This is a genomic window from Motilibacter peucedani, assembly GCF_003634695.1.
In the GTDB taxonomy this organism is placed as follows: Bacteria; Actinomycetota; Actinomycetes; order Motilibacterales; family Motilibacteraceae; genus Motilibacter; species Motilibacter peucedani.
The window spans coordinates 432,489-456,073 of record NZ_RBWV01000010.1; the positions used below are offsets into that span (position 1 = coordinate 432,489).

Here is a 23,585-nt window from a genome sequence, read left to right on the forward strand (position 1 = left end):
TCTCATCGGGCGCGGCGCGCTACCCCAGCCTGCCCCGGGGTGGCTCACTCCATGCGGCGACCGCCCCGACGACGACGACGGCGGGGGCGCGTACGCCGCGCTGCGTCGCGACCTCGGCCACCGTCCCGAGGGTGGCCCGGGTGAGCCGCTGCTGGGCGGTGTAGCCGGACTCGACGACCGCCACGGGCAGCGCCGCGTCGGCGCCGGCGTCGCGCAGCGCCTCCGACACCGCACCGAGGTGCGTCACCCCCATGAGCAGCACGAGCGTCCCGCCGGAGCCGAGCAGCGCAGCGAGACCTCCGGCGACGCCAGGCTCGAGCAGGTCGTGCCCCGAGGAGACGGTGAAGGAGCGGGCCAACCCGCGGCTGGTGACCGGGATGCCCTCGGCGGCGGGGACGGCGACCGCGCTGGTGACGCCGGGCACGACCTCGACCGGCACGCCGGCCGCGCGGCAGGCGGCGAGCTCCTCGGGGCCGCGGCCGAACACGTAGGGGTCGCCGCCCTTGAGCCGCACCACCCGCCGCCCGGCGCGCGCGTGCTCGACGAGCAGCCGCTCGATGTCGCGCTGGGGCACGGGGTGGTTGCCGGGCTGCTTGCCGACGTCGACCACGACGACGTCGTCGTCGAGCTCGTCGAGCAGCGCGAGCGGGGCCAGCCGGTCGGTGACCACGACGTCGGCCTCCGCGAGCAGCCGCCGGCCCCGCGTCGTGAGCAGCCCGGGGTCGCCGGGCCCTCCGCCGACGAGGGCCACCGAGCCCATGCCGTCGGCGGGCGGGCGGTGCCTGCGCAGGGGGAGCGAGCCGGTGTCGAGAGCCAGGGCCACGGCGTCCCGCAGCGCGCGGGCGCGGCGGGGGTCGCGCCCGCCGGAGACCGCGACCACGACGTCGCCGCGCCGGGACACTGCGGGCGTCCACGCGGTGGAGGCGGCTGCGTCGTCGGCGCGCACGCACCAGACGCGCGCCCGCTCGGCGTCCGCGGCGACCGCGGAGTCGACCGCGGGGGAGCCCGTGGCCGTCTGCACGAGCCAGGCGCCGGCGAGGTCGGCCGGCTCGTAGTCGCCCCGCCGCCAGGTGACGGCGCCCGACTCGGCGAGCGTGCGGAGGTCGCCGATGACGTCGGGCGCGACGACCAGGACGTCGGCGCGGGCGTCGAGCAGACCGCGTACGCGTCGCAGCGCCACCGGGCCCCCGCCCACGACGAGCGCCCGGCGCCCGGCGAGCCCCAGCAGCAGCGGGTAGCCGGGGTCGGGCGAGGGCTCGGGGGAGTCGCTCATGTCGGGCGGCAGCCTACCGAGACCCGTGCCGACCCAGGTGCATCACGCGGCTGCGGAGCTGCTCAGCACAGGTGGGACGGCACGGAGGGGGAGCCATCATGCAGACGGTGCACGCGCAGCTGCGCCTGGAGCGCGACGAGCGCAGTGGCGCCCGGCGCTGGCAGGCGGTCGTCGCCGAGCCGAGCTCGGCGCTCGACGGGCTCTGCGCCTACGGGCACACCTTCGGCAGCGCCCGCGACGCGCTGCTCGGCCAGCTCGCGGCCGTGCTGCCCGGCGACCAGATGCCCGCCGGGCTCGTGCTCGACGCGAGCGTCCAGGCCGACGGGGCTACTCGGCTGAGCGCAGCGACTCGTGCGACCAGCGCAGCGAGCTGAGGTAGGCCGAGGAGAGCTCGCCCACGTCGATGCCGTGGGAGCGGGCCGCGCCGAGGTCGTGGCGCTCGTGGCCGAGCACCACCTCGAGCACGGCGCGCTCGGGCGTGGGCTCGCCGCGCAGGCCGTCGGCGAGGGACCCCTCGAGCGGGATCTGGGTGAGCAGGTCGGCGCCGCTCATCCCCAGCAGGCCGGCGACGCCCTCGAGGATCCCGAGCGTGAACGCGGTGTCGGGGCTCGCCCGCGGCACGCGGTCGGCGAGCAGCTGGCAGGCGCGGGCCCGCGCGGTCACGGCCTCGATGTCGGAGCCGCCCGAGCCGGCCGCGACCGTCGAGACGCTCAGCAGCATCACCCAGGCACGGAGCTGCGCCAGGCCCACCCGCACCATCGCCTCGCGCAGCGAGCCGATGCTGCGGTTGGCCGCCGAGCCGGCCGAGTTGGCGACCCGCAGCAGCTTCCAGGTGAGGGCGGGGTCCTGGGCGACCAGGCGCTCGACGGCGTCGAACTCGACGGCCGGGTCGGCCAGCGCCGCGAGCAGCTGCACGGCGGCGAGCTGGGCCGGCGCGAGAGTCTGGGTCGTCATGGTCTGCGGGCGGCCGAGGTGGTAGCCCTGGAACAGCTCGAAGCCGAGCGCCCGGCAGCGCTCGAGCATCGCGGCGTCCTCGATCTTCTCGGCGAGGAGGACGGCGCCGTGGCCCGCCGACACGCCGGCGACGCGGACGACCTCGTCCCACGTGGTCTCGAGCACGTCGACCTTCACGTAGTCGGCGAAGGGCAGCAGCGGCTCGGTCTCGGCGCAGAGCACGAAGTCGTCGAGCGCGATGCGGTAGCCGGCCGCCTTGAGCCGCTCGACACCGGCGAGCAGCTCGTCGTCGACGACCAGGGACTCGAGGATCTCGAGCACCGCCACGTCGGGGGAGAACGGCACGGGCAGCTCGCCGACCGCAAAGGCGCGGCTGAGGTTCACGAACCCCCGGCGGCCGCCCAGCAGCAGCGAGGCGTCGAAGTCGGCGAAGGCGGCGACGATGACGGCCGTGGTCGCCCGGTCGGCGTCGGCCGTGGCCACCTGCGCGGCCGAGGCGTCGGTCGCCGAGCGGAAGAGCAGCTCGTATGCCTGCAGGGTGCCGTCGGCGTCGTAGATGCCCTGGCGCCCGACGTGCACGGGTACGCCGGTGGCAGTCTCGCTGGTGGCTGCCCGGGCGCTCTTCTGTGCCATGGGCCTCACGTCGGCCGCGAGGGCGCGCTCCTGAGGAGAACGCTGCCGGATCAGCGCGCCTGCAGCAGCCCGCGGCGGCGCAGCACGAGCCGCTCGACCGGGGCGAAGATCGCCAGCTCGACGACGATGCCGACCACGAGGATGCAGAGCACGCCGGAGAAGACCCACGGCAGGTCGTTGAGGTCGCGCCCGTTGTTGAGGAACGAGCCGAGGCCGAGCTTGATGTCGCTCGTGCGCACGATGAGCTCGGCGGCCATGAGCGAGCGCCACGAGAACGCCCAGCCCTGCTTGAGCCCGGCCATGTAGCCCGGCAGCGCCGCGGGGAGCACCACGTGCCAGACCGCGCGCAGGCCGCGGGCGCCCAGCACCCGGCCGACCCGCAGGTAGAGCGGGGGCACCTGGTCGACGCCGGCGAGCAGGCCGTTGGCGATCGAGGGCACCGCGCCGAGCAGGACGACGGTGAGCATCGCCTTCTCGGTCAGGCCGAACCAGATGACGGCCACCGGCACCCAGGCGACCGAGGGCAGCACCTGCAGGCCGGTGAGCAGCGGGCCGAAGCCGGCGCGGACGAACCTCACCTGCGCGAGCAGGACGCCGAGGACGGTGCCGACCAGCAGCGCGAGCAGGAAGCCGACCAGCGCGCGCTCGAGGCTGCCCTGGAACGCCTCGGGGATGGTGCCGAGCTGCCACTGGTGCCGGAAGCTGCTCCAGACGTCGGCCGGACCGGGGAAGACGTTGGAGCCCGGCCGGAACGCGGCGACGTAGACGTTCCAGACGACGAGCAGCCCGACGGTGACGGCGACCGGCGGGAAGGCGGCGGTGGAAGCGCGCCGCCACCACGGCGCCCGGCTCTCCGCCTCGGTCGCCAGCGCGTCGAGGCCTGCCTCCAGCCGGTCGTCCTCAGCACTCACGGGCGCGCCTCGCAGGATCTCTTCATCGACGGACATCGAGGGGCTCCTCGGTTCGGGACGATCCTGCACCGTTGGCGCTGGCGTGGCGACGGATCTCGGCGCTGAGGTGCTCGGTGATCTCACCGGCGAGCCGGGAGACGCCCTCGGACTCGATGCGCCGGGGCTGCGGGAGGTCGACCTGCCACTCGCGCAGCACCCGCCCGGGGCGCGAGGAGAGCAGCACGACGCGCTGACCGAGGCGTACGGCCTCGCGCACGTTGTGGGTGACGAAGACGACTGCGAGCCCGGTCTCCTCCCACAGCCGCACGAGCTCGGTGTGCAGCGCGTCGCGGGTGATGGCGTCGAGCGCGGAGAACGGCTCGTCCATGAGCAGGACCTGGCGTTGCTGGGCCAGCGCCCGGGCCAGGGCCACGCGCTGGCGCATGCCGCCTGACAGCTCGTGGGGCCGCTTGCCGTAGGCGCCCTCCAGCCGCACGAGGCCGAGCAGGCGCTCGGCCTCGGTGCGGCGCTCGGAGCGGCCCATCCCGCGCAGGCGCAGAGCTAGCTCGACGTTGCGCCCGGCGGTCAGCCAGGGGAAGAGCCCGCCCTCCTGCGGCATGAGCGCGGCGCCGTCCCCGGCCACCGCGATCGAGCCGGCGCTCGGCTCGTCCAGGCCCGCGATCAGCGAGAGCAGGGTCGACTTGCCGCACCCGGACGCGCCGAGCAGCGCCACGAACTCGCCCGGCGCCACGTCGAGCGAGACGCGGTCGAGCGCGAAGACGGCGGAGGCCCCGCGGCCGAAGGCCTTGCGGACGTCCTTCACCGACACGACGGGTGCGGCAGTCATCTGGTCTCCTCCTCAGACGCCGAGACCGGCGGCGTCCACCGCAGGCTCGCCGTGCTCCTGCAGCACCTGGTCGAGCAGGCGCAGGTCGTAGATGCCGGAGAGGTCCGGCGGGTCGAGCAGGCCGGCCGAGACCGCGTTCTGCGCCGACTGCTTGAGCGAGCTGGCGATCGGGTCGTCGGTCACCGCGATGTTCTTCCAGGCGGCGTCGAGGACGTCCTGCTCGAGGGCCTTCCCGGAGATGTCGGGGTCGGCCAGCTGGGCGTTGACGTCGGCCTTCGCCTTGTCGGGGTTGGCCTTGATCCAGGCGGTGGTCTCGACCTGGCCCTCGAGCAGCTTCTTGACGGTGCCGGGGTACTTGTCGAGGAACTCCTGCGACACGACCAGGTGGGTCGTGACGAACTTCCCGGCGGGCCACAGCGTCTTCTCGTCGACCAGCACCTTCGCGCCGGCCTCGATCACCAGGCGCGAGGCCCAGGGCTCGGGCAGCCAGGCGCCGTCGATCGCGCCGGCCTGGAACTGCTGGAGGGTCGTCGCGTTCTCGGCGTTGATGATCGAGACGTCGCCCTTGCCCGACACGGGCACCTTGAGCCCGTGGGTGTTGAGGAACGCGCGGAGCGCGACGTCCTGGGTGCCGCCGAGCTGCGGGGTGGCGAGCTTGGCGCCCTTGAGCTGGGCGACCGAGGTGATCGAGGGCTTGACGACCAGGGCGGCTCCGCCCGAGGTGGCACCGGCGATGATGCGCAGCAGCTTGCCCTTGCTCTTGACGTAGCCGTTGATCGCGGGGTTCGGGCCGAGGTAGGCCGCGTCGAGCGAGCCGCCCGTGATCGCCTCGACCGCGGCAGGGCCGGCGTTGAAGATCTTGGTGGAGATCGTCGTAGAGCCAAGGGCCTTGGCGTAGATGCCCTCCTTGAGCCCGACCAGCGGCGTGGCGTGCGTGACGTTGCCGAAGAAGCCCAGGCGCAAGGTCTTCGACTCCGCGAGCGGGGCGGCGGAGTCGGTCGTGGAGGCGGCGGCCGGGGTCGAGGCCGACGAGCCGGACTGCGGCTTCGAGTCGGCGCTGGCGCAGGCGGCCAGCGCCGAGACCAGGGGGACGGCGGCGGCGAGGGCGAGCGTGCGTCGCCAGCGGGTCGTGCGGGTCATGGAGTGGCCCTTCGCGAGGTGCTAAGTTGACTGGACGGGTCAGGTTTGAACTCGCCCAGTCTACTGAAGTGGTGTGGTTGGAGCGCCAGACCTGCTGGCCGCCGTGTCGTCGTGCTCATCGGGAGAGGAGGGGCTCAGAGGTGGATGCCGCACTCGGACTTCGCCGAGCCTGCCCAGCGCCCGCTCCGGGCGTCCTCGCCGGGCTCGACGCGACGGGTGCAGGGTGCGCAGCCGATGGAGGTGTAGTCGTCCCACACCAGCGGGTTGACCAGCGTGCCGTGGGTGGCGGCGTAGGCCTCGACGTCTGCGGCGCTCCAGCGGGCCAGCGGGCTCACCTTGACCTTGCCGCGCTTGGCGTCGAACCCGACCACGGGGGTGAGGGAGCGCAGCGGGGACTCGTCACGGCGTACACCGGTGCCCCAGGCGTCGTAGTCGCCGAGCGCGGCGTCGAGCGGCGCGACCTTGCGCATCGAGCAGCAGAGGTCGGGGTCGCGGTCGTGCAGGCGGGGGCCGTAGGCCGCGTCCTGCTCGGCGACGCTGAGCATCGGCAGCAGGGTGCGCACGCGCACGTCGTAGACCGCGTCGACCGCGTCACGAGTGCCGAGCGTCTCGGCGAAGTGGTAGCCGGTGTCGAGGAACAGCACGGTGATGCCCGGCACCACGCGCGAGGCGAGGTGGGAGAGCACGGTGTCGGTGCCCATCGAGCCGGTGACGGCGAAGCGGTCGCCGAAGGTCTCGGCGGCCCAGCTCAGCACCTGCTCGGCGGAGGCGTCCTCCAGCTCGCGGCCGGCGGCCAGCGCGAGCTCGCGCAGCTCCTCGGGCGTGCGCAGGCCGCTGTGGGCGTCTGCAGCGCAGGTCATCGGGCCTCCTTCCCTGCTGAGTCGGCACTGATCGCGAGCAACTGGACCTCGAAGACCCGACGGCACGCGCCGCACGTCCACGCTCGGGGACTCGCCTCCGACGGGCGGAGGTCCTCCTCGGCGCAGTAGGGGCAGTGGAAGACCACTGCCCGCTCGTCGGGTGCAACGCTCATGTCAGGTCGGCTTCTTCCGCCCGGGCGACCCAGGCGGCGAACGCCTCGTCGCCCTGGCGCTGCTGGGAGAAGCGGGTGGTGACCCGCTCGATGTAGTCGGGCAGCTCCTCGGCGGTGACCTTGAGCCCGCGCAGCTTGCGCCCGAAGCCGGCGTGCAGCCCGAGCCCGCCGCCCAGGTGGACCTGGAAGCCGTCGACGTGCTCGCCGTCGGCGCCGGTCATGACCATGCCCTTGAGCCCGATGTCGGCGGTCTGGGTGCGCGCGCACGCGTTGGGGCAGCCGTTGAGGTGCACCGAGAGCGGGGCGTCGAACTCCGGCATGCGCCGCTCGAGCTCGTCGATGACCGCGCTGGCGCGCGCCTTGGTCTCGACGATCGCCAGCTTGCAGAACTCGATGCCGGTGCAGGCCATCGTGCCGCGGCGGAACGAGGACGGCCGGGCCGGCAGGTCGAGCGCGGCGAGGGCCGCGACGAGCTCCTCCACGCGGTCGCCGGGGACGTCGAGGACGAGCAGGTGCTGCTGCGGGGTGAGCCGGACCCGGTCGCTGCCCACCGACTCGACCAGGTCGGCGACCTGCCCGAGCAGGGTGCCGTTGACCCGGCCGGTGCGGGGGGCGACGCCGACGTAGAAGAGGCCGTCCTTCTGCGGGTGGACGCCGATGTGGTCGCGCTCGTCGGCGCGCGGGGGCGTCGGAGCCGGCCCGTCGAGCATCGGGCGGTGGAGGTACTCGGTCTCCATCACCTCGCGGAAGCGCTCGACGCCCCAGTCGGCGACGAGGAACTTCAGGCGCGCCCGGTTGCGCAGGCGGCGGTAGCCGTAGTCGCGGAACACCGAGACGACCGCGGCCCAGACCTCGGGCACCTCGTCGAGCGGGACCCACGCGCCGAGCCGCTTGGCGAGCATCGGGTTGGTCGAGAGACCGCCGCCGACCCACACGTCGAAGCCGGGGCCGTGCTCCGGGTGCTCGACGCCGACGAACGAGACGTCGTCGAGCTCAGGTGCGACGTCCTGGCGGGGTGAGCCGCTGACCGAGGTCTTGAACTTGCGGGGGAGGTTCGAGAACTCCGGGCTGCCGATGTAGCGGCGCCGGATCTCCTCGAGCGCGGGGGTGCCGTCCAGGATCTCGTCGGCGGCGATGCCGGCGACCGGCGAGCCGAGCATGGTGCGCGGGGTGTCGCCGCAGGCCTCGGTCGTGATCAGGCCGACCAGCTCGAGCCGCGCCCACACCTCAGGCATGTCCTCGATGCGGATCCAGTGGTACTGGATGTTCTGCCGGTCGGTGATGTCGGCGGTGCCGCGGGCGAAGTCGGTGGAGATGCCCGCCAGCACCCGCAGCTGGGCGAGGCTCAGGCCACCGCCGTCGATGCGCACCCGCAGCATGAAGTACTCGTCGTCGAGCTCGGCCGGGTCGAGCGTGGCGGTCTGGCCACCCGGGATGCCCTGGCGGCGCTGGGTGTAGAGCCCCCACCAGCGCATCCGGCCGCGCAGGTCCTGCCCGTCGATCGACTCGAAGCCGCCGCGCGCGTAGACGTCGAGGATGCGGGCGCGCACGTTGAGGCCGTCGTCGTCGCGCTTGACCTGCTCGTTGGCGTTGAGCGGCGTGCGGTAGCCGAGGGCCCACTGGCCCTCGCCCTTCTTGCGCCGCGGAGTGGTCGACGGCTGTGCAGGCGGCACGCGGGAAGTTCCTTCGTCAGGGGTGGTGCACCGCGGCGCCGCCACTCTGCGGCCGACCGCGTGCGGCGCGAGCCGCTGTGCGGGGGAGGAGGTGCCTCAGGGCACGCGCAGTGCCCGTCAGCCGCGCAGGGGGGAGTGAGCCTGCCGTCTCAGCAGGGCAGACAGACCGCGCTCGACACGTGACCGAGGTCGACGTGGAGACGCGCCACGAGGCGCAGGCCTGTCATGCTCCCCAGAGTGCTCGCTCCGGCCCCGGAACGGCAACTCGGGTCCGCATGCTGAGACCGGCCGTCCACGACCGGCCGCGTGCGTGCGGCGGGCGGGTCAGGCACGGTGCTGTGGGTACCGTAGCGCTGTGTCGTCGGGTGCGCGGAGGGTCATCGCCGACACCGTGCGCGCCTGCTTCAAGTACCGCGTCACCGGGCTGGCCGCCGAGGCGGGATTCTTCGCACTGCTCTCGCTGCCCCCGCTGCTGCTGGGGCTCGTCGGCTCGCTCGGCTTCTTCGTGCGCCCGGTCCTCGGCGACGCGGTCGTGGCCGAGATCCGCAGCTCGATCGTGCGCGCGGCGTCCTCGGCGCTGAACCAGAGCACGGTCGACGACGTCATCGCCAAGACCTTCGACGACGTCCTCAACAGCAGCGGGCGCATCGACATCATCTCCGTCGGCTTCCTGCTCTCGCTGTGGTCGGGCTCGCGGGCCCTCAACGTCTACATCGACACCGTGACGATCATGTACGGCCTGGGCGGGCACCGCGGCATCATCCGCACGCGGGCGCTGAGCTTCACGCTGTACGTGCTCGCCCTCCTCGTCGGGTGCGCGGCCCTGCCGCTGGTGGTGGCCGGGCCCGGCCTGGTGGGCGACGCGCTGCCCCGGGGCTTCGGCGTCTGGGTCAACGCGGCCTACTGGCCGACGGTGCTGCTGCTGTGCGTGCTGTTCCTCGCGACGCTCTACCACTTCGCGGTGCCCGTACGCGGTCGCTGGCGCCGCGACCTCCCGGGCGCCGGGCTCGCCGTCGCGCTCTGGCTCCTGCTCAGCTGGGTGCTCCGCACGGTCATCGCGGCGAGCGTGGGCGGCGCTTCGATCTACGGCCCGCTCTCGGCGCCGATCGTGGTGCTGGTGTGGCTCTACTTCCTCGCCATCAGCGTGCTCATCGGTGCTGCGTTCAACGCGGCGATCGACGCGGGCCGGCTGCGCGAGGAGCACCCCGAGGCGGCTGCTGCGCCGTCGGCGCCCGCGCTCGCCGAAAACCCGCTGACACCGGTGCACACCGAGCGCTAGCGTCTCCCCGCCAGCGCAGCGACGACGAGAGGAGCCAGCCGTGGACACGACCTTCCGCGCGCCCGCCCACCGTCGTCGCGGCCTCCGCTCCTGCTGAGCGAGGCCCCTCGGGACAAGGACTCCCGCGTTGCCCGCTGATCCAGCACCACTCTCAGGACCATCCACCGTCACGCGCGTCGACCGCGGCTGGTGCGACGTGCGCACCCCCAGCGGACCCCTGCGCGCGGCCGTCGCGCCGGCGCTGCTCGCCCGCGCGCTCACCGAGCCGGCGGCGGCCCCCGCCGTCGGTGACTCCGTGCTCCTCGACGACGGCCGCGTCGTCGAGGTGCTGCCACGGCGCACCTGCTTCCAGCGGCTGTCCGCGGCCCCCGGCACCAGCGCGGTCCAGGTGCTCGCGGCCAACGTCGACGTAGCTGTGGTCGTCGAGCCGCTGCAGCCTGAACCGCACGCCGGGCGCGTGGAGCGGCTGCTCGCCCTCGCCTGGGAGAGCGGCGCCCAGCCTCTCGTCGTGCTGACCAAGGCCGACCTGGCGCCCGACGCCGACGCACTGCGCGAGGAGGTGGCCGGCTGGGCACCCGGCGTCGACGTGCTGGTCACGAGCTCGAGCACCGGCGAGGGGCTGGAGCTGCTCACCGCGTACGCGTCGCCCGGCACCACGCTGTGCCTGCTCGGGCCCTCGGGAGCGGGGAAGTCCTCGCTCGTCGCCGCCCTGGGCGGCGCGGCCGTCGTGGGCGAGACCCGCGCCGACGGCAAGGGCCGGCACACCACCGTGCACCGCGAGCTCGTCGAGCTCGCCGGCGGCGCGTTCCTGCTCGACACGCCCGGTCTGCGCGGCATCGGGGTGGCGGCAGGGGAGGAGGCGCTCGCCCTGGCCTTCGCCGACGTCGAGGCGCTCGCCCAGCGGTGCCGCTTCGCCGACTGCAGGCACGCTGCCGAGCCGGGCTGCGCGGTGCAGGAGGCGATCGAGTCGGGCGAGCTGGCGGAGCGACGGCTCGCCAGCTGGCGCAAGCTCGAGCGCGAGGCCGCGTGGATCGCACGGCGCCAGGACGTGCGCCTCCAGGCCGTCGAGCGCGCGAGGTGGAAGGCGCTCCACAAGGAGGTCCGGCGCAGCGGGCGCGTGCGGCCCTGAGGCCCTCACCCCGGCCGTGCGTGAGCACGGCCGGGCAGGGCACAATCGCCCGCATGAGCCACTCGGTCGAGCAGCCCCGGTCGGAGTCGTCCGCGCAGGACCCCCTGGACACGCCCTACGTCCGGCGACAGTCCGTCGAGGACGCGTGGGACACGCTGGGTCGCGTGGCGCTCGTCGTCGGCGGCGCCGTCTTCGTGATCGCCGTGGCGGCCTACGGCGTGGTGCTCGGCCTCGCCGTCAACGGGCACTAGCGCCCGCTCAGTCGCGCGCCGCCGGCGCGAGCCTCGGGCCCTCCGGCTCCTCGCTCCACAGCCCGGTGAGCAGGCGTAGGTCGGCGATCTGCGCGTCGAGCCACTTGGCCACGTCGTTGCCGCGCACGACGTTGGCGGCGGCCGCCTGCCGGTCGGCCCGCTCGCGCGCCGGCATGGTCAGCGCCGCGTAGAGCGCGTCGGCCTGCTGCTGGATGTCGAACGGGTTCAGCGTCACGGCGAAGGCGCCCAGCTCGGCGTGCGCTCCCGTGCTCTCCGACAGGCAGAGCACCGCGTGGTGCCGGCTGACCGTCACGGCCTCCTTGGCCACCAGGTTCATGCCGTCGGCGAGCGAGTTGACCATCACCGCGTCGCACAGCGTGTAGGCCGCGACCGCGGTCGGGTAGTGCTCCTGGAGCCGCAGGTCGATCGGGGCGACGCCGGCCCGCGCGTGCCTGGCGTTGACCCGGGCGACGATCGCGCCGATGCGGCCGAGGTAGTCGCTGTACTCCGGGACGTCGAGCCGGCTGGGCTGCAGGAACGCGAGGAACCGCAGCGTGCCGACCAGCTCCGGGTGCTGCTCGAGCAGCAACTCGAACGCGAGGAAACCGCGCACGATGTTCTTCGAGGGGTCGGTGCGGTCGACGCGCAGCAGCAGCTGCTGGCCGTCGGGCAGCAGCTCGCGCTGCAGCTCGGCCGCGAGCTCCTCGACCTCGTCGGAGGTGGCCATCTCGACCAGGGCGTCGACGTCGATGGAGATCGGGTAGGTGCGCGCCGCGACGACGCGGCCACCCACGCGCACGGTCTTGGTGTCGAGGTCGATCGGCAGACCGAGCAGCTCCTGGCAGCACAGCAGGAAGTTGCGGGCGAAGCGCTCGGTGTGGAAGGCGACGACGTCGTTGCCCAGCAGCCCGCGCAGGATCTGCTCGCGGATGTCGGCCGGCAGGACGAGCCATGCGTCGGGCCCCGGCCACGGGATGTGGATGAAGTGGGAGAGCACGACCTCGGGGCAGCGCGCGCGGACGCGGTCGGCCACCAGGTAGAAGTGGTAGTCGTGCAGCATCACGAGCGCGCGCCCGCCGCGCGCCTCGACCTCCTCGGCGACCGCGTCGGCGAAGGCCTCGTTGACCGGCACGTAGCCCTGCTCGTAGGCGTCGCGCTCGGTGCGGCCGATGTTGGGCGAGGTCGCGAGTCCGTAGAGCCCGTGCTGGATGAACCACAGCAGCGGGTTCGAGACCACCTGGTAGAAGTCCTCGTGCTGCTCGGGGTCGACGTCGACAAGGCGCACGCCGAGCACGGGCGCGTCGTCGGCCTCGTTGCCGTCCGCCGGCGTCGGCTCGGCCGTCATCACCAGGGGCACCGCGCCGCCGTCGTGCTCCGCGGCCGCCGCCGAGTCCTCGTCGGTCGTCGCCGCGCACACCCACACCGCGTCGTCGAGCTGCCCGGCCAGGCCGACCAGCGCCGTCACCAGGCCGCCGGCGCCCCGACGGATCAGCCGCTTGCCCTGCTCGCGCCGGAACTGCACCGGCGCGCGGTGGCTCAGCACCACCACCGGCACGTCGAGCCGCGCCGCCGCGGTGGTGTCCTGCTCTGCCTTCGCCGTGTTCGCCATGCCCACACTCTCTCCTAGGGCGTCCGGTCCACACGTCGCTGTGCCACGATGCGGCCGTGGGCAAGCACTCGCGCGCCGTCGACCCGGCGCAGCTGACCGACCTCCTGCGGCTCGAGCCGGGGCACGGTGTCGACCTGCTGAGCACGAGCACCGGTGCGACGCCGGGCATCTCCGGCGGCAAGTCGGCGGCTCGTGAGCTGCAGGCCGACCTCGCGCCGCGGCTCGCCGACCTGCAGGAGCGGCTGTACGCGGTGGGACGCTCCGGCGGCCGGCAGCGGGTCCTCGTGGTGCTGCAGGGTATGGACACCTCGGGCAAGGGCGGCGTGTCGCGCCACGTGCTCGGCCAGGTCGACCCGCAGGGCGTCACGATCGCCGGGTTCGGTGCGCCGACCGAGGAGGAGCGCGCCCACGACTTCCTGTGGCGCATCGAGGCCAAGCTGCCGCGGCCGGGCCAGATCGGCGTCTTCGACCGCTCGCACTACGAGGACATCGTCGCCGTGCGCGTGCACGAGCTGCTGCCCCCGGCGGTCTGGGAGGCGCGCTACGACCGCATCAACGAGTGGGAGGCCGGGCTGGTCGCCGACGGCGTCCTGCTCGTCAAGGTCTTCTTGCACATCTCGCGCGAGACGTCGAAGAAGCGGCTGCTCGCGCGGCTCGACGACCCGACGAAGTTCTGGAAGTACAACCCGGGCGACGTCGACGACCGGGCGAAGTGGCCGGCCTTCCAGCAGGCGTACCAGGACGTGCTGGAGCGCTGCGGGACCGATGCGGCGCCGTGGTACCTCGTGCCGGCCGACCACAAGTGGTACCGCGACTTCGCCGTCACCTCGCTGCTCGTCGAGCTGCTCGAGGCCCAGCACCTCGAGTGGCCGGGCGCCGACTTCGACGTCGAGGCCGAGAAGGCGCGGCTGCTCGCGGCGGAGTAGCGGGGCCTCGGTCCGGGGGTTGTCGCCAATACAGGGACAGGGCCGAACGAGTGATGGCACAGTGCACGGGCTCGGCGACAAAGGTGGGGCCTCGACCGAGGGCCGGTCGCCGTGCAGGGGAGGATCTTTCCGTGCGCCGACCTATCGCCGTTCTCGTCGCTCTGACAGCTGCTGGGTGTCTTGCCGTGCCCGCGGCGGCCGCGGCGACGCAACCGCAGCCAAAGCTCGTCATCCACGTGAGCCACCGAACGTCGCCGATCTTCCTGGGTGATCTCGGGCTCGCCGAACCGCAGCTCGTGAACGCCGTGTCGATCGACGCGACAGTGACCGGCTGCCGGCCTGGCTCGCACATCCAGATGACCGACGCGATGTGGCAGGACGGTCGACCGTTGACTCGTGTGGAGGGCAGCCTGGCGTTCGGAGAGTACGACTGCACGTCAGCCGGCAGCTTCCGCTTCGCGGACGAGTTCACCAGCCCGGACATCCACCCGGGCAAGGTGAGGATCAGGCTCACGGTGACTGGCGGCGCCGCGCGCCTCGACACGAAGACCTCACAGGCCACCATCCCTCCGCGGGCCCGTTCGGCCAGGACGCTCCGGATCCAGGTCAACCACCGCGCAGCCCCGATTGAGGTAACTGACGTCAACTTCTGGTCCGACCAACCTGACTTCCAGCCTGTCACTCGCGTCTGGGTCTCGGCATCCGGTTGCACCCCAGGTGCAGAGGTGGCTCTCTACGGTTCTGCCACACAGGACGGCAAGCGCCTGGACGACTGGGCGGGCACGCACCCTGGCTTCGGCATGACCGGCTGCGACGAGGACGGGGTCGCTCGCATCTCGCAGGAGTTCTTCGGGCACGACCTGCACGCGGGCAAGCTGCGTGTCGAGTTCACGGCGGAGGAGTACGGGAGCAACCCCATCCCGCCGACGTCCCGAACGACACAGGTAAGAGTCCCTGCCTGATCGACAGACGAAGGAGCCCCGTCAGCCGGTGGGCTGACGGGGCTCCCTCATGCACATCTCGAGCGGTGGGCGATACTGGGATTGAACCAGTGACCTCTTCCGTGTCAAGGAAGCGCTCTCCCACTGAGCTAATCGCCCGCAGAACGCACCGAGCACGGTGCCTTCGGAGGTGGAGACGGGATTTGAACCCGTGTAGACGGCTTTGCAGGCCGTTGCCTCGCCTCTCGGCCACTCCACCGAGTCGAGGTCAAGGTCCCGACCTCTCCGAGCGGACGACGGGATTCGAACCCGCGACCCTCACCTTGGCAAGGTGATGCTCTACCAACTGAGCCACGTCCGCATGCCAGCGCCCCGAGGTTCCCCTCCGGCCGAAGCGAGTGAAACTGTACCGCACCCGCGACGGCCCCTGCGACGGGGCTCCTCCGGCTAGCGTGCGCGGCATGTCGCGAGCACCGCTGGCCTGGTTCGGCGCCCGCGCGTCCGAGGGCGTCCTGGCCACCGGGCTGCGCGAGGTCGTCGACGACCCGGCGGCCCTGGACTTCGGTGGCTGGTGGGCGGTCGTCGCGACCTTCGAGGGCAGCTTCCGGGCCGCGCGGTTCGCAGACGTACGCCGTGCGCCCCTGCCGCCCGCGGACAGCTGGCGCGGACCCGCGGCGGGGTCGTGGAAGTCGTCGCTGGATCGGCAGGCCTACGTCGACGGCGTGCGCGAGGTGCGGGCGCGGATCGCGCGCGGCGAGGTCTACCAGGCCAACCTGTGCCGGGTGGTGCGAGCGCCGGCGCCGCCGGGCGCGGACGTCGTGGTGCTCGCGCACGTGCTCGCGGCGGGCAACCCGGCGCCGTACGCAGGGGTGGTCGACGTGCCCGGCGTCGGGTCGGTGTGCACCGCCAGCCCGGAGCTCTTCCTCGGCCGGCACGGCGACCGGGTCGAGTCCCGGCCGATCAAGGGCACCGCCGCCGAGGCGAGCGGACTGAGCGCCAAGGACGAGGCCGAGAACGTCATGATCGTCGACCTCGTGCGCAACGACCTGGGCCGGGTGTGCGTGGCCGGCAGCGTCGGCGTGCCCGAGCTGCTCGCGGTCGAGGAGCATCCCGGGCTCGTGCACCTCGTGTCGACGGTCGTCGGAAGCCTGCGGCCGGGCGTCGGCTGGGGCGAGCTGCTCGCGGCGACCTCGCCGCCAGGCTCGGTCAGCGGCGCCCCCAAGCAGGCGGCCCTGTCGCTGCTGCGGGAGCTCGAGGTGGGAGAGCGCGGGCCCTACTGCGGCGCGGTGGGCTGGGTCGACGCCGACCGGCAGGAGGCGGTCCTAGCGGTGGGCATCCGGACCTTCTGGCTGGCCGACGGGGTGCTGCACTTCGGCACCGGCGCCGGCATCACGTGGGGCTCCGACCCGGACTCGGAGTGGCGCGAGACCGAGCTGAAGGCGGCGCGGCTAGTGTCCCTCGCATCGAGCTGAGGGAGGCGCCGTGGAGTCGGGCGTGACCGTCTGGGTCCAGGGCCGCATCCTGCCGGCCGAGGACGCCGTCGTAGGGGTGCTGGACCACGGCTTCACCGTGGGCGACGGGGTGTTCGAGACCGTACGCGTCTCCGCCAACGTCCCGATCGCCCTGTCGCGCCACCTCGCGAGGCTGACCCGGTCGGCGACCGCGCTGGGGCTGCCGGCGCCCGACCTCGGGCTGGTGCGCGCGGCTGTCGACGACCTGCTCTCCGGAGTGCCCACCGCGTCGCCGCACCGGCTGCGCATCACGGTCACCAGCGGGCCGGGGCCGCTCGGGTCCGCCCGCGGCGACTCCGAGCCGACGCTGGTCGTCGCACTGGTGGCGGCGGCGCCGTGGCCGGCCGACTGCGCCGTCGTGACCGTGCCGTGGGTGCGCAACGAGCGCTCGCCGCTCGCGGGCGTGAAGAGCACGTCCTACGCGGAGAACGCCGTCGCGCTCGAGTGGGCGCACCAGCGCGGCGCCCAGGAGGCGCTGATCGCGAACACCCGGGGCGAGCTGTGCGAGGGCACCGGGTCCAACGTCTTCGTGGTCGTCGACGGGCAGCTGCTGACGCCCTCGCTCCGCAGCGGGTGCCTGGCCGGCGTGACGCGCGGGCTGGTGCTCGAGGTGTCCGACGCGCAGGAGGCCGACCTGCCACTGGGCGTCCTCGAGCACGCCGAGGAGGTCTTCATCACCTCGGCGACCCGCGGCGCGATGCCGGTCACCCGCGTCGACGGGCGGGAGCTCGCAGCCGGTCCGGTGACCGCGGAGGTCGCCGCTGCGTACGCCGCGCTGCTGGAGACGACGCCCGACCCGTGAGGCCGCGTCAGGTCGCGAGCAGCGCGGCGAGCGTCGAGTCGATGTCCAGGTAGCGGGACTCCTCGCCCGGGGGCACCACGAGCGCGGTGCGGGCGACGAAGTCGCGCAGCAGGTAGCCCGGGGCCTCGAGCAGCGCGCGGCCGTCGGGGGAGGACAGTGCCAGGTAGACGACGTCGTCGTCGTCCGGGCCCGCGCCGGGCCACATGCGGACGTCGCCCTGGCCGACCGGGCGGTTGACGCCGGCGGCGACGAGCTCGCGGGCGAAGACCCACTCGACGCCCTGCCCGCCCGTGCGGAAGGTCGCCTGGACGGCGTAGGGGTCGGCGGAGTCGTAGCGGAGGTGGACGGGCACCGGCACGGAGGCCTCGCCGGGTACGACCAGGCGTACCTCGAGCTCGCACGTGACCGTGGCTGCGGGGCGGCGGTCCATGTTCGACCTCTCAGTGCTCGACGGGCGGAGCCCGTGGCGGGGAACTCGTGGTGCACGCCGCTCGTCCGTCAAGCGACGAGTAGTGGCTGCCCGCGACCGGTCCTCGGCAAACCGCCAGTAGCCTGGTCGGCTCACACGGAGGGACCGACGTGTCTGAGATGACGGCCACGGCTACGCGCATGGAGCGCTACCGGCTCTGGCGGGACACCCACGTGGCCACCAGCCCGCTGCGCCGGCGGCTGTGGCGCGCCCTCGTCGGTGTGGTCGGCACCCTCATCTCCCTCGGCGGGCTGGCGCTCGTGCCGCTGCCGGGGCCCGGCTGGCTGGTCGTCGTGCTCGGCCTCGCGGTGCTCGCGACCGAGTTCGCGTGGGCCGAGCGCCTGCTCACGATGCTCCGGGCGGCGCTCGACGCGTGGGCGGAGTGGCTGCGGCGCGCGCCGTGGTGGGCGCGCGTGCTCGTCGGGCTCGTCGGGCTGGTGGTCGTGGCCGCCGTGCTGGTGCTCGTGCTGCGGCTGACCGGGACGCCCGGGTGGGTGCCGGAGTGGGTGCCGTTCGTCGGCTAGAGTGTGCGTCGCACTCGGGCGATTAGCTCAGTGGGAGAGCGCCTCGTTCACACCGAGGAGGTCGGCGGTTCGAAACCGCCATCGCCCACCCGAGACCCCTGCTCCACCGGGCCGGCAGCGACGCGGCCCCCGGCACCACCTCGCACTCAGCGGTAGCGACCGCGGTCCGGCGGTAGCCCAGGGGGTACCGGCCGCCGGTCCTTGCTACCGCTCGCCTGTTCGGTGCTCCGCTTCGCGACGTGGGCGTAGGGGTGGGGCTACCTCAGCGGTAGCAGCGTCGGCCAGGCGGTAGTGCTCTGGCTCTGAGCGGTAGCGACCGCGGCCCGGCGGTAGCCCAGGGGGTACCGGCCGCCGGTCCTTGCTACCGCTCGCCCGGGTCACCCCGCCAGGTGGGCCGCAAACGGGTGGAGGGGTGCTGCGCGTGCCTCGGTAGGCTGCGGAGGGGCGCCAGTCGGGCGCGCCGCGTACGCCGAGAGGACCCTCCGTGCCGAACCTGCGCATCACCGTCGCGACTGCTGCCGAGCGGGCCGAGCGCGAGGTGGCGACGGGCACGACGGCGGCGGACCTGTTCGGCGACGACAAGGCGGTCGTGGTCGCCCGGGTCAACGGCACGCTGCGCGACCTGTCGCACGCGCTGGCCGAGGGTGACGTGGTGGAGCCCGTGCGTGCCGACGAGCCCGACGGCCGCCAGGTCGTGCGGCACTCCGCTGCCCACGTGCTGGCCCAGGCGGTGCAGGACATCAACCCGAGCGCGAAGCTGGGCATCGGCCCGCCCATCGTCAACGGGTTCTACTACGACTTCGACGTCGAGACCCCGTTCACCCCTGACGACCTCGCCAAGATCGAGAAGCGCATGCAGGCCATCCAGAAGGAGGGCCAGTCGTTCGCCCGCCGGGTGGTCACCGACGACGAGGCGCGCGCCGAGCTCGCCGACGAGCCCTACAAGCTCGAGCTCATCGGGCTCAAGGGCGGGGCGGGCGACGAGGGCGACGCCTCGGTCGAGGTCGGCGGCGCCGAGCTGACGATCTACGACAACCTCAAGCGCGACGGCTCGCTGGCGTGGAAGGACCTCTGCCGGGGCCCGCACGTGCCGACGACCCGGCACATCCCGGCGTTCGCGCTGCAGCGCAGCGCGGCCGCCTACTGGCGCGGCAGCGAGAAGAACCCGCAGCTGCAGCGCATCTACGGCACCGCGTGGGAGTCGCGCGAGGCGCTCAAGGACTACCAGACCATGCTGGTCGAGGCCGAGAAGCGCGACCATCGCCGCCTGGGCACCGAGCTCGACCTGTTCTCCATCCCGGACGAGATCGGCTCGGGCCTCGCCGTCTTTCACCCCAAGGGCGGCGTCGTGCGCCGGGTGATGGAGGACTACTCGCGCCGCCGGCACGAGGAGGCCGACTACTCCTTCGTCAACACCCCGCACCTGACCAAGAGCTCGCTGTTCGAGACCTCGGGCCACCTCGACTGGTACGCCGACGGCATGTACCCGCCCATGCAGCTCGACGAGGGCCAGAGCTACCACCTCAAGCCGATGAACTGCCCCATGCACAACCTGGTCTTCCGCAGCCGCGGACGGTCCTACCGCGAGCTGCCGCTGCGGCTGTTCGAGTTCGGCACCGTCTACCGCTACGAGAAGTCCGGCGTCGTGCACGGGCTGACCCGAGCCCGCGGCTTCACCCAGGACGACGCCCACATCTACTGCACCAAGGAGCAGATGCCGGGCGAGCTCGACAGCCTGCTTACCTTCGTGCTCGACCTGCTGCGCGACTACGGCCTCTCGGAGTTCTACCTCGAGCTCTCCACCCGCGACCCGGAGAAGTCCGTCGGCAGCGACGAGGACTGGGCCGAGGCGACCGAGGCGCTCCGCGCGGCCGCCGAGAAGCAGGACCTCGAGCTGGTCATGGACCCCGGCGGCGCCGCGTTCTACGGCCCGAAGATCTCCGTACAGGCCAAGGACGCCATCGGGCGCACGTGGCAGCTCTCGACCATCCAGGTCGACTTCCAGCTGCCGCAGCGCTTCGACCTCGAGTACCAAGCGGCCGACGGCACCCGGCAGCGCCCGGTGATGATCCACCGCGCGCTGTTCGGCTCGATCGAGCGCTTCTTCGCCGTGCTGCTCGAGCACTACGCCGGCGCGTTTCCCGCGTGGCTGGCGCCTGTGCAGGTCGTGGGCATCCCGATCACCGAGGCGCACGTCGAGCACCTGCGCGAGGTGGCCGCGGAGCTCAAGCGTCACGGCGTACGCGTCGAGGTCGACGCCTCGGACGACCGGATGCAGAAGAAGATCCGCAACGCGCAGAAGCAGAAGGTCCCGTTCATGCTGCTCGCGGGCGACGAGGACGTCGCCAAGGGCGCCGTCTCGTTCCGCTACCGCGACGGCGAGCAGAAGAACGGCGTGCCGGTCTCCGAGGCGGTCGCCGAGATCGTGGCAGCCATCGCCGGGCGCCAGGCGGCCACGCACTAGGGTCGGGCGCCATGGATGGGGACGCGTTCGACCGGCTGTGGACCCCGCACCGGATGGCCTACATCAAGGGCGAGGGCAAGCCCGGCGACGACGGCGAGTACTGCCCCTTCTGCCGCATCCCGACCCTCGGCGACGAGGAGGGGCTGGTCGTCGCGCGCGGGCGCTCGGTCTACGCGGTGCTCAACCTCTACCCCTACAACGCCGGGCACCTGCTCGTGGTCCCCTACCGCCACGTGCCCGACTACACCGACATCGACGTCGACGAGACGGCGGAGTTCGGCGCGTTCACCAAGCGGGCGATGACCGTCATCCGCTCGGTGAGCGGCGCCCACGGCTTCAACATCGGCATGAACCAGGGCTCGATCGCCGGTGCCGGCATCGCCGCCCACCTCCACCAGCACGTGGTGCCGAGGTGGGGCGGCGACACCAACTTCATGCCGGTGGTGGCGCAGACGCGGGTGCTCCCGCAGCTGCTCGCTGATACTCGCGACCTGCTGGCGGAGGCGTGGGCGGGCTGAGGCGGGTCCACCACCGCTCGAGCGGCAGGAAGGCCGCCAGGCAGATGATGTGCGGCCAGAACATGATGGTGATGCCGGCGTAGGTCGCGAGGTGGAAGCTGAGCCAGAACGCGACCACCCGCACTTGCCAGCGCAGGGGCAGGAACAGCGCGACCGGCGAGAGCAGCTCGAAGGCCAGGATGACGTACTGGCCGACGTGCAGCGTCCAGGGCACGTCGAGCATCCAGTTCGAGAGGAACGTGCCACGGCGTACCACTGCGCGCGCCAGCGTCGCCGAGTCGACCCAGCCCCAGCCACCGAAGCGGACCTTCGTCACGCCGGCGAGGAAGTACGTCGCGACCACCGCGAGCTGGATGCAGCGCAATGCCCAGCCCGCGGCCTCCGACGGGTGCGGCAGGCCGGTGGTGCGGCCTACGCGCAGCCGGCCGACCGTGGGCAGCACCGCCAGGGCGATGAGCAGGTCGAAGCGGTCGTGGTCGACCTTGCCGTAGGAGAAGGCGATGACCTGGTACTCGCCCCACAGCGCGAAGACCGTCCACCCGAGCAGGCGCGGCGCGCGCCCGGTCAGCGCGAGCAGGGCGGCGACCGCGGAGCCGTACTTGCAGACGTCGACGAGCGCGACGCTCGGCGTGGGCAGGTGGAGCAGGTCGCCGACGACCAGCGGGGTGTAGAGGTCGGGGCTCGCGCTGCCGTGCGGGTCGCCCCACGTGTGCAGCAGCAGCACGTCGACCGGGATGAACAGGTAGACCAGCCAGCGCAACGCTGCGACGCGCTCGCGGGGAAGCGCCGGCACGAGCGCGGACACGACGCGGTTCACGGCGCGGTCCAGGTCGCGAGCGTCTCGCGGCGGACCTCGCCGGTCGGGCCGCCGTCATGGAGGACGGTCGCGACGCGGACGACGCGCAGACCGGTCCACGGCGCACCACCGGGGGCCAGACGCGCGTGCGTGGCAGCCAGGTCGCCGAGCAGCTCCGGGTCGGCCACCAGGCGGGGCAGCTGGCCCTCAGCCTCGGCGCGGTTGATGCCGACGCTGCCGGGAGTCAGCGGTGCGGGCGTCCAGCCGTCGGTGGTGCGTGCCTCGAGGGTCAGCACGGTGACGACGCCGTCGGGGTCGGTGCTGGTCGCGTACATCTTCATCGGCGCCAGGGGCCACCAGTCGTCGTAGCCCCACAGCGTGCCCGAGACGGCTCCCACGACCAGCAGCACGGTCACGGCGACCCGCCAGCTCCGGCTCGCCGGCGGCAGCGCCACCGGCTCCACGTCGGCCGCGGGCGTCGAGGTCGGCACGCTGCGAGCGTAGCCCGCGCCTGCTGGGTGGCCCGGTAGCCTGGCGGAGGTGAGCACGCGCTGGAAGGTCGGGGGCGCGGTCGTCGCGGTCCTCGCGATCTCGCTCACCACTGCGTACGCCACAGCTGAGCCCCGCGGCGCAGCCGTGCTCCCGCACCCGAAGACGGTCGGCATCGCCGGGCGCCCCGGCAGCGTCGTCGCCTACGCCTCGGCCCCCGAGGGCGCGAGCTGGGTGCCGCACAGCAGCGTCCTGCGCCTGGCGGACGGGTCGTACGTCGCGGCCGCGCCCCAGCCCCGCACCGGGTTCGCCACCCCGGACCCGAGCGCCGACGACGCGGCCCGCATCGCGGCCCTCGCCGAGGCGAGGTCGCAGCAGGCCTGGCTCGCGGCCGGGCACGTGCCGGGCGACCCGGGGCTGCGGCCCATGGCCGAGCGCGCCCTGCTCGACCTGCGGCTGCTGACCGCAGCCGACGGCGCGGTCGTCGCCGCGCCCTACGGCATCTGGTCCTACGTCTGGCCGCGCGACTCGGCGTCTGTGGCAGCGGCCTACGCGGTCACCGCCCACCTGCCGGAAGCGGTGTCGGTGCTCCGCTGGGTCGCGTCCCAGCAGCGCGACGACGGCACGTGGGCCGCACGCACGCGTCCGGACGGGAGCGGGCCGCCCGACGACCGGCCCGACCAGCTCGACGCCGGCGGGTGGTTCTCGTGGGCTGTGTGGTTCGTCGCGGCGGAGCAGTCCCGGTCCGGCGACCGGCGCGGCGCTGAGGCGACCCTGCGCGAGCTCGGCCCGCAGGTGCTGCTCGCGGCGCGCGCGGTCGACGCGCGTGTCGACGACGACGGCATGCCCGGCACGACGCCTGACTACTGGGAGAACGACGTCTCCGGCCCGACGCTCGGGACGGCGGCGGTGCTGCTCTCCGGCATGCGCGCAGCTGCCGACGTGGCGCGACGCCTGGGGCAGCAGTCACCGGCGAGCGAGGTCGCCTCCCGGCTCGAGGGTGCCCTCACCGAGCACTGGCTGGTCTCACCCTCGCGCTACGCCGACGGCGAGGGCGGCGCGGACGCGGCGCTGGCCTGGGCGGGTCCGCCCTTCTCGCCGGCCGGCGCCGACCGCCTGCAGCTGCTGCGCGCGGCCGAGACGGCCTTGCGCGCGCCCAACGGCGGCCTGCGGCCGGGGGAGCGGTTCAAGGACGCGCAGACGTCCTGGACGCCTGAGACGGCGGCGTTCGCGCTGGCGCACGCGGCGCTCGGCGACCGCGACGGAGCGCTCGCGCAGCTGCGCTGGCTGGACGCGCACCGTACGGCTCTGGGCGCCCTGCCTGAGAAGGTCGACAGCACCGGCCGTCCGGTGTCGGTCGCGCCACTCGCGTGGACCGACGCGACCGTGCTGCTGGCGCTGACGGCCCTCGAGCGCCCCTTGCCGGTGCCCTAG

General features: G+C 73.4%; 23 protein-coding genes and 4 tRNA genes. 13 read left to right on the forward strand and 14 right to left on the reverse strand.

Features of this window, described 5'->3' with window-relative positions:
• Window positions 1-19 precede the first annotated feature (19 nt).
• Complete coding sequence (gene cobA, locus CLV35_RS06820) at window positions 20-1,273, reverse strand: uroporphyrinogen-III C-methyltransferase (protein ID WP_121192702.1); 1,254 nt, start codon at window positions 1,271-1,273, stop codon at window positions 20-22.
• 98 nt (window positions 1,274-1,371) lie between these two features.
• Here cobA and CLV35_RS06825 point away from each other — a divergent pair, with 98 nt between their 5' ends.
• Entirely contained in the window at window positions 1,372-1,647 is a 276-nt protein-coding gene (locus tag CLV35_RS06825; protein ID WP_121192703.1) for a hypothetical protein, read from the forward strand.
• Here the strand turns inward: CLV35_RS06825 and CLV35_RS06830 are convergent.
• The 6 genes from CLV35_RS06830 to CLV35_RS06860 all read right to left on the reverse strand — a co-directional run bounded on the left by CLV35_RS06830 (window position 1,601) and on the right by CLV35_RS06860 (window position 8,443).
• Window positions 1,601-2,860: an EAL and HDOD domain-containing protein gene (locus tag CLV35_RS06830; RefSeq protein ID WP_121192704.1), complete on the reverse strand. Its 1,260-nt coding sequence runs from the start codon at window positions 2,858-2,860 to the stop codon at window positions 1,601-1,603. The two genes, CLV35_RS06825 and CLV35_RS06830, sit on opposite strands and share 47 nt — an antisense overlap.
• A gap of 50 nt (window positions 2,861-2,910) precedes the next feature.
• Window positions 2,911-3,807, reverse strand: a complete 897-nt coding sequence (locus CLV35_RS06835; RefSeq protein WP_121192705.1) for an ABC transporter permease — start codon at window positions 3,805-3,807, stop codon at window positions 2,911-2,913.
• Window positions 3,794-4,597 (reverse strand): ABC transporter ATP-binding protein, encoded by an 804-nt coding sequence (locus CLV35_RS06840; RefSeq protein ID WP_121192706.1) that lies wholly within the window; start codon window positions 4,595-4,597, stop codon window positions 3,794-3,796. Before CLV35_RS06840 ends, CLV35_RS06835 begins: the two co-directional genes overlap by 14 nt.
• A gap of 12 nt (window positions 4,598-4,609) precedes the next feature.
• Window positions 4,610-5,737, reverse strand: a complete 1,128-nt coding sequence (locus CLV35_RS06845) for an ABC transporter substrate-binding protein (protein ID WP_121192707.1) — start codon at window positions 5,735-5,737, stop codon at window positions 4,610-4,612.
• A gap of 134 nt (window positions 5,738-5,871) precedes the next feature.
• Window positions 5,872-6,597 (reverse strand): phosphoadenylyl-sulfate reductase, encoded by a 726-nt coding sequence (locus CLV35_RS06850; RefSeq protein ID WP_121192708.1) that lies wholly within the window; start codon window positions 6,595-6,597, stop codon window positions 5,872-5,874.
• A 169-nt stretch (window positions 6,598-6,766) separates the two neighbouring features.
• Window positions 6,767-8,443 (reverse strand): nitrite/sulfite reductase, encoded by a 1,677-nt coding sequence (locus CLV35_RS06860; RefSeq protein WP_121192710.1) that lies wholly within the window; start codon window positions 8,441-8,443, stop codon window positions 6,767-6,769.
• 355 nt (window positions 8,444-8,798) lie between these two features.
• Here CLV35_RS06860 and CLV35_RS06865 point away from each other — a divergent pair, with 355 nt between their 5' ends.
• From CLV35_RS06865 to CLV35_RS06875, 3 genes are all read left to right on the forward strand, one after another.
• Window positions 8,799-9,722 (forward strand): YihY/virulence factor BrkB family protein, encoded by a 924-nt coding sequence (locus tag CLV35_RS06865; protein WP_121192711.1) that lies wholly within the window; start codon window positions 8,799-8,801, stop codon window positions 9,720-9,722.
• 196 nt (window positions 9,723-9,918) lie between these two features.
• Window positions 9,919-10,851, forward strand: coding sequence for a ribosome small subunit-dependent GTPase A (gene rsgA / locus CLV35_RS06870; RefSeq protein ID WP_231121565.1), 933 nt, complete (start codon window positions 9,919-9,921; stop codon window positions 10,849-10,851).
• A 53-nt stretch (window positions 10,852-10,904) separates the two neighbouring features.
• Window positions 10,905-11,102, forward strand: a complete 198-nt coding sequence (locus tag CLV35_RS06875) for a hypothetical protein (protein WP_121192713.1) — start codon at window positions 10,905-10,907, stop codon at window positions 11,100-11,102.
• 7 nt (window positions 11,103-11,109) lie between these two features.
• Here the strand turns inward: CLV35_RS06875 and CLV35_RS06880 are convergent, their stop codons facing one another.
• Complete coding sequence (locus CLV35_RS06880) at window positions 11,110-12,711, reverse strand: alpha,alpha-trehalose-phosphate synthase (UDP-forming) (RefSeq protein ID WP_121192992.1); 1,602 nt, start codon at window positions 12,709-12,711, stop codon at window positions 11,110-11,112.
• Between the two features lie 56 nt (window positions 12,712-12,767).
• Here CLV35_RS06880 and CLV35_RS06885 point away from each other — a divergent pair, with 56 nt between their 5' ends.
• Entirely contained in the window at window positions 12,768-13,637 is an 870-nt protein-coding gene (locus CLV35_RS06885) for a PPK2 family polyphosphate kinase (protein WP_121192714.1), read from the forward strand.
• A gap of 185 nt (window positions 13,638-13,822) precedes the next feature.
• A complete protein-coding gene (locus CLV35_RS06890) occupies window positions 13,823-14,599 on the forward strand; it encodes a hypothetical protein (RefSeq protein WP_121192715.1) in 777 nt (258 codons plus the stop codon).
• A gap of 66 nt (window positions 14,600-14,665) precedes the next feature.
• On the opposite strand, the gene CLV35_RS06895 is transcribed toward CLV35_RS06890, so the two are convergent.
• From CLV35_RS06895 to CLV35_RS06905, 3 genes are all read right to left on the reverse strand, one after another.
• Window positions 14,666-14,737 (reverse strand) — tRNA-Val (locus CLV35_RS06895).
• A 29-nt stretch (window positions 14,738-14,766) separates the two neighbouring features.
• Window positions 14,767-14,837: transfer RNA gene (locus CLV35_RS06900), tRNA-Cys, on the reverse strand.
• A gap of 29 nt (window positions 14,838-14,866) precedes the next feature.
• Window positions 14,867-14,939: transfer RNA gene (locus CLV35_RS06905), tRNA-Gly, on the reverse strand.
• A 100-nt stretch (window positions 14,940-15,039) separates the two neighbouring features.
• Between CLV35_RS06905 and CLV35_RS06910 the strand changes: the two genes are divergently transcribed.
• A complete protein-coding gene (locus CLV35_RS06910) occupies window positions 15,040-16,050 on the forward strand; it encodes a chorismate-binding protein (RefSeq protein ID WP_121192716.1) in 1,011 nt (336 codons plus the stop codon).
• 22 nt (window positions 16,051-16,072) lie between these two features.
• Window positions 16,073-16,891 (forward strand): aminotransferase class IV, encoded by an 819-nt coding sequence (locus CLV35_RS06915; protein ID WP_121192993.1) that lies wholly within the window; start codon window positions 16,073-16,075, stop codon window positions 16,889-16,891.
• A gap of 7 nt (window positions 16,892-16,898) precedes the next feature.
• On the opposite strand, the gene CLV35_RS06920 is transcribed toward CLV35_RS06915, so the two are convergent.
• Window positions 16,899-17,321: an SsgA family sporulation/cell division regulator gene (locus tag CLV35_RS06920; protein ID WP_121192717.1), complete on the reverse strand. Its 423-nt coding sequence runs from the start codon at window positions 17,319-17,321 to the stop codon at window positions 16,899-16,901.
• A gap of 158 nt (window positions 17,322-17,479) precedes the next feature.
• Here CLV35_RS06920 and CLV35_RS06925 point away from each other — a divergent pair, with 158 nt between their 5' ends.
• The 4 genes from CLV35_RS06925 to CLV35_RS06940 all read left to right on the forward strand — a co-directional run bounded on the left by CLV35_RS06925 (window position 17,480) and on the right by CLV35_RS06940 (window position 20,866).
• Window positions 17,480-17,884, forward strand: a complete 405-nt coding sequence (locus CLV35_RS06925; protein WP_231121604.1) for a PGPGW domain-containing protein — start codon at window positions 17,480-17,482, stop codon at window positions 17,882-17,884.
• Between the two features lie 16 nt (window positions 17,885-17,900).
• A tRNA-Val gene (locus CLV35_RS06930) sits at window positions 17,901-17,972 on the forward strand.
• Between the two features lie 396 nt (window positions 17,973-18,368).
• A complete protein-coding gene (gene thrS, locus CLV35_RS06935; RefSeq protein WP_121192719.1) occupies window positions 18,369-20,348 on the forward strand; it encodes a threonine--tRNA ligase in 1,980 nt (659 codons plus the stop codon).
• A gap of 11 nt (window positions 20,349-20,359) precedes the next feature.
• Entirely contained in the window at window positions 20,360-20,866 is a 507-nt protein-coding gene (locus CLV35_RS06940; RefSeq protein ID WP_121192720.1) for an HIT family protein, read from the forward strand.
• Here CLV35_RS06940 and CLV35_RS06945 read toward each other — a convergent pair.
• Window positions 20,781-21,683, reverse strand: a complete 903-nt coding sequence (locus CLV35_RS06945) for an MFS transporter permease (protein WP_121192721.1) — start codon at window positions 21,681-21,683, stop codon at window positions 20,781-20,783. The genes CLV35_RS06940 and CLV35_RS06945 overlap by 86 nt on opposite strands.
• Complete coding sequence (locus CLV35_RS06950) at window positions 21,680-22,153, reverse strand: hypothetical protein (RefSeq protein WP_147431902.1); 474 nt, start codon at window positions 22,151-22,153, stop codon at window positions 21,680-21,682. The genes CLV35_RS06945 and CLV35_RS06950 overlap by 4 nt, the downstream gene beginning before the upstream one ends.
• Before the next feature lie 49 nt (window positions 22,154-22,202).
• Between CLV35_RS06950 and CLV35_RS06955 the strand changes: the two genes are divergently transcribed.
• Window positions 22,203-23,585 carry a glycoside hydrolase family 15 protein gene (locus CLV35_RS06955; protein ID WP_121192723.1) on the forward strand — a complete coding sequence of 461 codons (1,383 nt, stop codon included), beginning with the start codon at window positions 22,203-22,205 and terminating at the stop codon, window positions 23,583-23,585.